Origin of the sequence: Gracilibacillus oryzae, assembly GCF_009498735.1 — a bacterium.
GTDB lineage: Bacteria > Bacillota > Bacilli > Bacillales > Amphibacillaceae > Gracilibacillus > Gracilibacillus oryzae.
Map to the genome: position 1 here is coordinate 181401 of NZ_ML762432.1, position 8598 is coordinate 189998.

An 8598-nucleotide genomic window follows, 5' to 3' on the forward strand; every position below is an offset into this window, starting at 1 on the left:
AATGATATGGTTATACGGGGTGATGTTGTGATAGTTACTGGTTTAGCAAGTATTAGTTTAGTCATAATGCCAGCAACTGTTATCTTCAGTTTAAACATGGAAGTTCATGAATTAGCAATGTTTTTATACAGGAAGCAAACAATTGCAAAATTAATTCATATCAAATTTTTACATGGTTTTATTTATTCTGTGATTTACTTCTTTGTAACACTTTTGGTTGCATATACCTTAAAATTATTCAATCGGCTCTCCTTCAATTTAAGTGACTTCTTTCAGGCATTTGGATTTACTATTATCGATTTAGGGATAATCTCCATTATGGCATCTATATTCCTGTATACGGCATGGGTATTCCATCAATGGCTCAAACATAAACTTGGTTTTTCTCTAAGTATGCTTATCATTATAACAGCTATTTATTTCTCCCAATATATCATTCCGCTAATCGATGAGTATTTGAGTTATTTCAGTGGATTATGGAGGGTTAAATATTATGAAAGTATTGATAGTAATCAGCAAATATTAGAACAAGAATATATTTCAATCAGTTATATTATTGCTATTTTCGTTCTTTTGTTCTTACTTTATTTTCTTGTTACATGGTTTTTAAAAAAGAAGGTGGAAGTATAAGTGGCACAACATTTTCGCACAGATAAGCCGATCTATCTTCAAATCGCTGATCAGATTATTCAGGAAATTATTAGCGGAAAGAAGCATACTGGCGATAAGTTGCCCTCTGTCAGAGAACTTGCACTAGAAGAAGGTGTGAATCCTAATACAATCCAACGGGTTTATCGAGAACTGGAAGGTAAGAAAATTGCTGTTACAAAAAGAGGGCAAGGAACATTTGTTACAGAAAGCCATGAAGTGATTGACCGCTGGAGAAAAGAGCTCGTCAAACAGTATGTGGAACAGTTTATGCAAGACATGAAGGGGCTTGGATTTACTAGTGATGAAATTCAGTCAAACCTGTCTCAATATAAGGAGAGAGAAGTAAATGATTAGAATAGCGAATGTAAGCAAAAAAATAAGATTTAAACATATTTTATCCAATTGCAAGGCCAAAATAGATAAAGGAAAGATTATTGGTATAATCGGAGAAAATGGTTGTGGGAAAACAACCATTTTAAAAATAATTGCCGGTATAATGCAACCATCTAGCGGGAGTGTAAAAATAAGCAACATCAATGACATGAGTAATGTGATGGCATATTGTCATGACAGTGATTACTTTTATCCCTATTTCACAATAAAACAATTAATCGACTATTATCAATCACAGTATAGTGATTTTGATATTGAAAAAGCAAATCGGCTTATAGAATTTTTCCATTTGAATGAAAATGAAAAAATTAAATATCTTTCAAAAGGACAGTTAGGCAGAGTGAAAATAACTGTAACTCTAGCTAGAAAAGCTCCCTTATTAATGCTGGATGAGCCTCTGTCTGGGCTTGATCCACTTGTTAAGCAAAAAATTGTCAAAGGGATTATAGAGTATGTAGATTTAGATAATCAAACAATATTGCTTACAACACATGAATTATTAGAAGTAGAGCCACTCCTCGATGAAGTAATAGTGATGCGGGAGGGGACGATAGTAACTCAGAGGGAAGTAGAAGACATTCGGATAACAGAGGGAAAAGGGCTCAATCACTGGCTCGAAGAGATATATTTATAAGAGATGAGTGAATTTGGTATGGAAGAAATCAACACAAAGGATGGCGAGATCAAACATATTGCAATAAACGGAGTGGACCCGACAAAAGAAAATATCCAAAATGGTTCCTATCCTGTTATTGATGAATTTTTTGCAGTTACTGCAGGCAGCAATAATCCGAATACAGCTCCTTTGCTTGACTGGATTCAATCCGAACAAGGACAGAAAATTGTTGAGCAGACTGGTTATGTACCCGTAAACTAGGATAGTGAAAAAAGAAATGAAACCTTTCATCTCACATAATCGTAAAGTATTCTAACAGATAAGAAAGGGGACATTTTTATGATAGGTGTTCTAATAGCATCGTTACTCGCGATGATTTTATATTTAACAGGGGTAATTATTACAGTAAGTCTCTCTAAAGAGAATACAACAAGCGTTTTTAGAAGAGGATTGGTCTTGTTTGTAACAGGATTTATTATCACTGCGGCAATTTTTTATTTTACAATGCCGACCATTTCCGTACCTAACATAATAATAGCCAATACTGTTATTGCGATAATCTTATTGCCGCTTTTTCTATATTCCATTAAACCTGGTGAAAAAGCCGAAACAAGGAAGGTAATGCCATTAATCTCTCTTATTACGATAGCAGTTATTAGTATAATCGTCGTAATTATAACAGGCTTCGTCACTCTGGATGAGGCACATAAATCAATTCACACATCTTTGGAAGAAGAAGCAAAACCCTTAACCAAGGATGAGACACCGATAGCAGTTGCGCCAGAATTTGCACGTAATAAAATTCAAAAAGCAATGAGTCTTGTTCCTAATCCACAATTTTATGGGCTTGGGAAACTTCAGGTACAGAAAGTTAATGGAGAAGTAGTATATATTGCACCAGTAGAATTCTCAGACTTCTGGAAATTTGTTCGTGGAAAAGAAACACCAGGTTATTTTATGATTTCTGCAACAAATATAAATGCTCAGCCTGAATTTCATGAAAGTACGATGCAATACACCAACTCAAGTTATTTTCACAAAAATGTCAATCGGGTGATTTATAATAAATATCCTCAGTACATTCAGCTTGGGGAGGCCCAGATTGAAGTGGATGAAGACGGAAAGCCCTGGTATGTCCAGACACTTTATCGACCAATGCATATTACGAATAAACCTGATATGAGTAAGCTTAAAGTAGTTGTTATTGATCCTGTAACTAGTGAAATGAAAATGTATAATACAAGTGAAGCACCAGACTTTATTGATGGTTCGATCAGTTCGGAAATTGCTTCTTTGGAAAATGAATATTTCGGTAAATATATTCATGGCTGGTTAAACAGTATATTTGGAAAACGTGATGTGAAAATACCAAATGAGTCTGGATCCGAAACAAGTGTTACACCAATTTTTGATGAGAATGGCAAGATGTTCTATTTTACCGATTTTACTTCACCGAAAGAGAATATTGATTCAGCATTAGGTTATTCATTGATTGATGCCAGGACAGGTGAATTGACCTATTACAGTGGAGACCAGGATTATGCGATTATGGATAGTGAAGGCGCAAAGCAAATTGTAAATAAAGAATTTCCGGAAAAACGCTGGGAAGGTTATATGCCGGTACTATACAACATTGATGGAAATCCGACATGGGTGGTAAATGTTCTCGACCCGAATGGATTACACAAGCAATATGCGTATATTAAAGCAAATGACTCTGATTTTGTTGTGTTTGGCGATACAGCAAATGAAGCGTTATCTGCATACCGATTGGCATTAGTGCAGAATCCAGGGAATGTTGGTGCAACAGACGAAGCTTCACTGGAATCAAGAACTGGCCAAATCAGTAGAGTACTTGTTACATCAACGGACCAGGGTCAAGTAGTTCAATTTTTGATAGACGGTGATCAAACCATTTATTCTGTAAATGGCAGTAAGGTTCCTCTAGCGATATTTCTTGAAAAAGGTGATCAGGTAAGTGCAGAAGTGCGTATTCTTGATAATGGAACAGCTATCGTGAATTCAATGGAAATAGAAGGTTTGACACCATAATAAAAAAAGCATGGTACTCACAATGAGACCATGCTTTTTTATTATAATATCATTTGTGCTTTTTTTAACCTTCGGAATATTTCCATACAAGTTAACCCGCACAATAGGGCAGTAATTGCTAAAAATAAGTAGCCTGCCTGCATACCTAGCTGATTGCTTGCTTCGTATGTTGGTCGTAAGGAAAGGGAGGTCACAAATTCAATAATATAACCAATAAGCAAATTGGATAATACTGTTACAATGCCGATTAGTGTAACAGTGAAAGTAATGGCAGTATCAGTCCCTTTCGAATATTTTTTTGCAATTAAAGCCATCATTGTCGGGTAGATTGGACCAATACCGAATCCGGCAATGGCAAATAATATCGCATAACGGTCACCTGCAAAAATGGGAATCAGACTTACAACACCGGCAAATAAAGCGAAAATTATCATCGACTTTGTGTACCCGAAACGATCAGTAAATGGTCCGAGTAGCAGTCTGGCCAGCATAAATGTAAAAAAGAAAATGGATAACATTGCAGAGGCATCGGCCAGATTCCATTCATACACTTTGACCAGATAATTTACAAGCCATGCCGCCATTCCTAACTCAGCAGTCACTGCCATTGATAATGCAATGACAATTAGCCAGGCAATAGGATCTTTAACTAATTTTCTAATAGATGTCCGATCTTCCGTTTCCTCCTTGACCTCTTTGGGAATTTTGCTAAGCATCACTGGAATCAATGGCAGCAAGGATAATGATAACATGATCATATACATCCCGCGCCAACCAAGCACAGTGGAGGAAATTTCCCATCCCATCATATGTGCTGCTGCAATTGGTGCTGCAGTTGAGCCTAATCCGTAAAAAAAGTGAGACAAATTTAGCATCGTCCCAGTATTTTTCTTAAAGATTCTTGCAGCAATAATGGCAAGCCCGATTTCTAACATGCCATTTCCCAGGTAGAGAAGAAAATAGCCTCCGATTAAAGTAGGAAAGTTTGTCGACAAAAAAATAAATACCCCAGATAAAGCCATAATGGAAAATGTTAGAATGCTGGTAATTTTCGCACCAATTCTATCAATCAGCCATGAAGTAAATGTACAGGCAATCAAAAAGCTGAAAGAGTTTATTGCCAGAAGCAAGCCAAGCTTACCATTGCTTAAGCTGAGTTCTGCCTGCATATCAGGGAGAGCAGGACCTTTTATATTTTCCGAAATACCGAAGATTAAAAAACCACCAAAAACACTGACTAATAACAAACTATAATTTGTTCTGTTGGAAAGCATGAATACTAATTCTCCTATGTAAGCTAAATACTTTTTTCTATTCGGCTAAATGCCGAATGAAGATTCTTTTGTTATCAAAGTCTCTCTTAATTATATTGTATGCGTTTTTATAGAATGTGTAAATATTAAAATTAGTACTTAAAACAGGTCATAACGCCTCAATGGGCTAACATACTTTACATAATTATGTAAACGGTATATAATGCGGCGTATATATATAAAATGTTGTGTTATATAGGAGAACGTCGAATTAATAATCAATAAGAAGACGATAATTTAATTTTTTGTTTTATTTAACATACCTTTTTCAATTCTCCAAACAAAAATATGTTAATATAATTTTGAATGGATATAGGACAGGATACTATATTTATATGTTTTTGGGATGGATAGATCAGGAGGAAAAGAATGATCGAATTTACGAAAAGGCAACAAGAAATAATAGAAATATTAAAAAAGCATGAACCAATAACAGCGGAACAAATAGCAGAAATGCTCGGAGTCAGCAAAGGTACCATTCGATCTGACTTAGCTGTTTTGGTAATGACAGGCAATATAGAAGCAAAGCCTAAAGTAGGATACTTTCTTGGTAAGAAAAGTCTGAATCATATGGAACGTTCTGACTGGTGGCACACAACGCCGGTGAAAGAGATTCAAAGTGTTGCAGTGACCATTGATGCTTCTACTACCGTTAACGATGCTGTGATTTCTTTATTTCTCGAAGATGTCGGAACATTAGTCGTGGTTGATGAGAATCAGTTACTAGCCGGAATCGTATCACGGAAAGATTTACTAAAAGTTACATTGGGAAATGCACAAGCTGCTTCTATGCCGATTCAATTAGTTATGACAAAGAAACCGAAAGTCTATACAATAGAGTCGGATGACAGTGTCTATGAAGCTGCAAGAAAACTAATTTACTATCAAATTGACAGTCTGCCTGTTGTAAAAAAAGTAAATGAAAATCCGCTCGCATTAAAAGTAGTCGGAAGAATAACCAAAACGAATATTGTGAAATCATTAATTGAAGTAGAATCTGAAGCATAAAACAAAGGAGAGCTTATGGATGACACATAACAATACATTTATTTATGTTTGTTCAGATGCAGTTGGAGAGACTGCAGAGGCAGTGGTACAAGCAACAATCAGACAATTTACCAATAATGAAGTAGGGGTAAAACGGTATAGTCACATTCAAACAGAAGAAGAAATTGAAAGAATTGTCAAACAAGTAAAGATGAATCACAGCTTTATTGCTTATACCTTGGTACAGCCTGAATTACGTGCAAAAATGCAGCAGGAAGCAATTCGCCAGGACATCCGAGCTGTTGATGTGATGGGCCCCATGATGCAAGCATATATTGATACATTTAACAGTGATCCAAAACCTGAACCAGGTCAAAGACAGGTTCTTGATGAAGAGTATTTCAAACGAATTGAAGCAGTAGAATTTGCGGTGAAATATGATGATGGGAAAGATGTGAAAGGTTTGTTACTTGCAGATGTTGTCTTGATTGGTGTATCGCGGACTTCTAAAACCCCGCTGAGCATCTTTTTAGCACATAAAGGAATCAAAACAGCTAATTTGCCGATTTTACCAGAGATGAACCCTCCAGAAGAGTTATTTGAACCAGCAGATAGAATGGTTGTTGGTTTGACGATTGATCCTGGTCATCTTCTAAAGATAAGAACAGAGCGATTAAAAACATTAGGGTTGCCAGCTCAGTCCAGGTATGCTTCAATGGATCAGATCAAGAAGGAACTTAAGACCGCTAACAATTGGATGGCACAATTGAATTGTCCGGTAATAAATGTTTCAGATAAATCGATTGAGGAGACAGCAGGTATCATCATGAAGATACGTACAGAAATCTAAGTGTTATACATAAATATCATAAATAGTGGAGGAGTGAACGGATGAAGAAAAAAGTGTTAGTAACAGAACCAATTCCACAGAAAGTTATCGATTACTTAGAAAGTGAAGTTGAATTAGAGAGATGGGACAAATCAGAAAAAATGCCTCGGGAGCTATTACTACAGAAAATACCATCATTTCATGGATTAATAACCTCAAAAGACAAAATTGATCAAGAGTTTTTGCAAACCGCTAAAAATATTGAAGGTGTCAGCAATATCTCTGTTGGGTATGACAACCTTGATATAGAAGCATTAAAAGCATCAAAGGTAATTGCAACACATACTCCTTATGTTCTTGATGAAACAGTAGCAGATTTAATATTTGGTTTAATTCTAGCAACAGCAAGACGGATTCCAGAACTGCAGCAGTATGTAAGAGAAGGCAACTGGAACCGGTCAGTTGATCAATCCTTATTCGGTTATAATGTTCATCATAAAAAATTAGGCATTATCGGGATGGGCAGAATAGGGGAAAAAGTTGCCAGACGAGCCAAATTAGGCTTTGAAATGGAAGTAAGCTACTATAATCGCAGCAGGAAAGAAGATGTGGAGAAAGAATTGGACGTAAAATATGAAGAAATGAACAGCCTCTTGCAAACTTCTGATTTTATCTTACTGATGACACCATTAACGAAACAAACCCATCATATGATAAACGCTGAAGCTTTTAAAATGATGAAACCAACCTGTTTCTTTATTAATGCAGCACGTGGGGCAGTGGTAGATGAAGAAGCTATGATTAATGCACTGGAAAATAAGGAGATTCTTGGAGCGGGATTAGACGTATTTGAACAGGAACCTGTCGCCAAAGATAATCCCTTACTAGAAATGGATAATGTCGTGACATTGCCGCATGTTGGGTCTGCCACAGCGGAAACACGCGAAGAGATGAAATTATTTGCAGCAAAAAATATGCTTCAATTGCTAAAAGGTGAAAAACCCGATGCATTAATAAAAGAACTGCAATAAGGATTGGAATTCATTAACGGCAATCTAATCGATTGTCTTTTTTTTTTTTGAATTAATTTATTCCCTGTACAATTAATAATGAAAATATAGATTAGGATGCAAGTGGTTAGTTAATAAAGCAGTCATCAATATTCATTATGATGATGTATAAGCTGCTTTAAAATTTTAAAGCTTAAATTCTGGAAAAAAAACTGAGAAAAAGCTTCCAAATTGATCTGAATCATGTATGATAGTACTTGTGAATAATTTTGGAATGGATATTTTAATGAGGTGGAATTGTGAATTTAATTAGAGAATCAATGCAAATGCCAGTGGATAATCTTTTAGGTATGTTGATTTATGCTGTCATATATATGTTTATTGCTGGTCTCGTCGTTTCCTTGGTACTTCGATTTATACCTAATAAAATCCCGTACAGCGCGAAGAGTATTATTGTATTTGTTGCAATCTTAATCAGTATTTTGCTATGGTGGCAAACTATTATTAAACCAACTGTTTAAATTTAAAATTTATCTTTTAATACATCACTATACTTCTGTAATGTCCCGACTGATTAAGTCTCATTCTATAAGATTCTGCTGATATTTGTTATTTAAAAGAAAATATACTTACTGCACATAATAGGGATTATGAGCAGTAACATTTTTAGAGTAGTTTTTGAAATCTATAGTGTGCAAGGATGTCGCTCCGTCCGGCCACTTCGCTTTCCGTGGGCTCGGCTTCAGC

10 protein-coding genes are annotated in these 8598 nt (G+C 35.7%); 9 read left to right on the forward strand and 1 reads right to left on the reverse strand.

Annotated elements, in window-relative coordinates; translation table 11 throughout:
• From F9U64_RS13300 to F9U64_RS13320, 5 genes are all read left to right on the forward strand, one after another.
• The coding region (locus tag F9U64_RS13300) for a hypothetical protein (RefSeq protein WP_194287370.1) at positions 1-630 on the forward strand (630 nt) is incomplete at its 5' end.
• Complete coding sequence (locus F9U64_RS13305) at positions 631-1005, forward strand: GntR family transcriptional regulator (protein ID WP_153404345.1); 375 nt, start codon at positions 631-633, stop codon at positions 1003-1005.
• Positions 998-1678 (forward strand): ATP-binding cassette domain-containing protein, encoded by a 681-nt coding sequence (locus F9U64_RS13310; RefSeq protein WP_153404347.1) that lies wholly within the window; start codon positions 998-1000, stop codon positions 1676-1678. The genes F9U64_RS13305 and F9U64_RS13310 overlap by 8 nt, the downstream gene beginning before the upstream one ends.
• 18 nt (positions 1679-1696) lie before the next feature.
• Complete coding sequence (locus F9U64_RS13315) at positions 1697-1921, forward strand: type 2 periplasmic-binding domain-containing protein (protein ID WP_153404350.1); 225 nt, start codon at positions 1697-1699, stop codon at positions 1919-1921.
• 78 nt (positions 1922-1999) lie between these two features.
• Positions 2000-3712, forward strand: a complete 1713-nt coding sequence (locus F9U64_RS13320) for an acyltransferase family protein (protein WP_153404353.1) — start codon at positions 2000-2002, stop codon at positions 3710-3712.
• A gap of 41 nt (positions 3713-3753) precedes the next feature.
• Here the strand turns inward: F9U64_RS13320 and F9U64_RS13325 are convergent, their stop codons facing one another.
• Positions 3754-4986 carry an MFS transporter gene (locus F9U64_RS13325; protein ID WP_153404356.1) on the reverse strand — a complete coding sequence of 411 codons (1233 nt, stop codon included), beginning with the start codon at positions 4984-4986 and terminating at the stop codon, positions 3754-3756.
• 408 nt (positions 4987-5394) lie between these two features.
• On the opposite strand from F9U64_RS13325, the gene F9U64_RS13330 reads away from it, so the two are divergent.
• The 4 genes from F9U64_RS13330 to F9U64_RS13345 all read left to right on the forward strand — a co-directional run bounded on the left by F9U64_RS13330 (position 5395) and on the right by F9U64_RS13345 (position 8372).
• Positions 5395-6033, forward strand: a complete 639-nt coding sequence (locus tag F9U64_RS13330; protein ID WP_153404359.1) for a helix-turn-helix transcriptional regulator — start codon at positions 5395-5397, stop codon at positions 6031-6033.
• A 19-nt stretch (positions 6034-6052) separates the two neighbouring features.
• Positions 6053-6862 (forward strand): pyruvate, water dikinase regulatory protein, encoded by an 810-nt coding sequence (locus tag F9U64_RS13335; RefSeq protein ID WP_153404362.1) that lies wholly within the window; start codon positions 6053-6055, stop codon positions 6860-6862.
• A 41-nt stretch (positions 6863-6903) separates the two neighbouring features.
• On the forward strand, positions 6904-7872 hold the full coding sequence (locus F9U64_RS13340; RefSeq protein WP_153404365.1) for a 2-hydroxyacid dehydrogenase: 969 nt from the start codon (positions 6904-6906) through the stop codon (positions 7870-7872).
• Between the two features lie 278 nt (positions 7873-8150).
• Positions 8151-8372 carry a hypothetical protein gene (locus F9U64_RS13345; RefSeq protein ID WP_153404368.1) on the forward strand — a complete coding sequence of 74 codons (222 nt, stop codon included), beginning with the start codon at positions 8151-8153 and terminating at the stop codon, positions 8370-8372.
• The last annotated feature ends 226 nt before the right edge of the window (positions 8373-8598 follow it).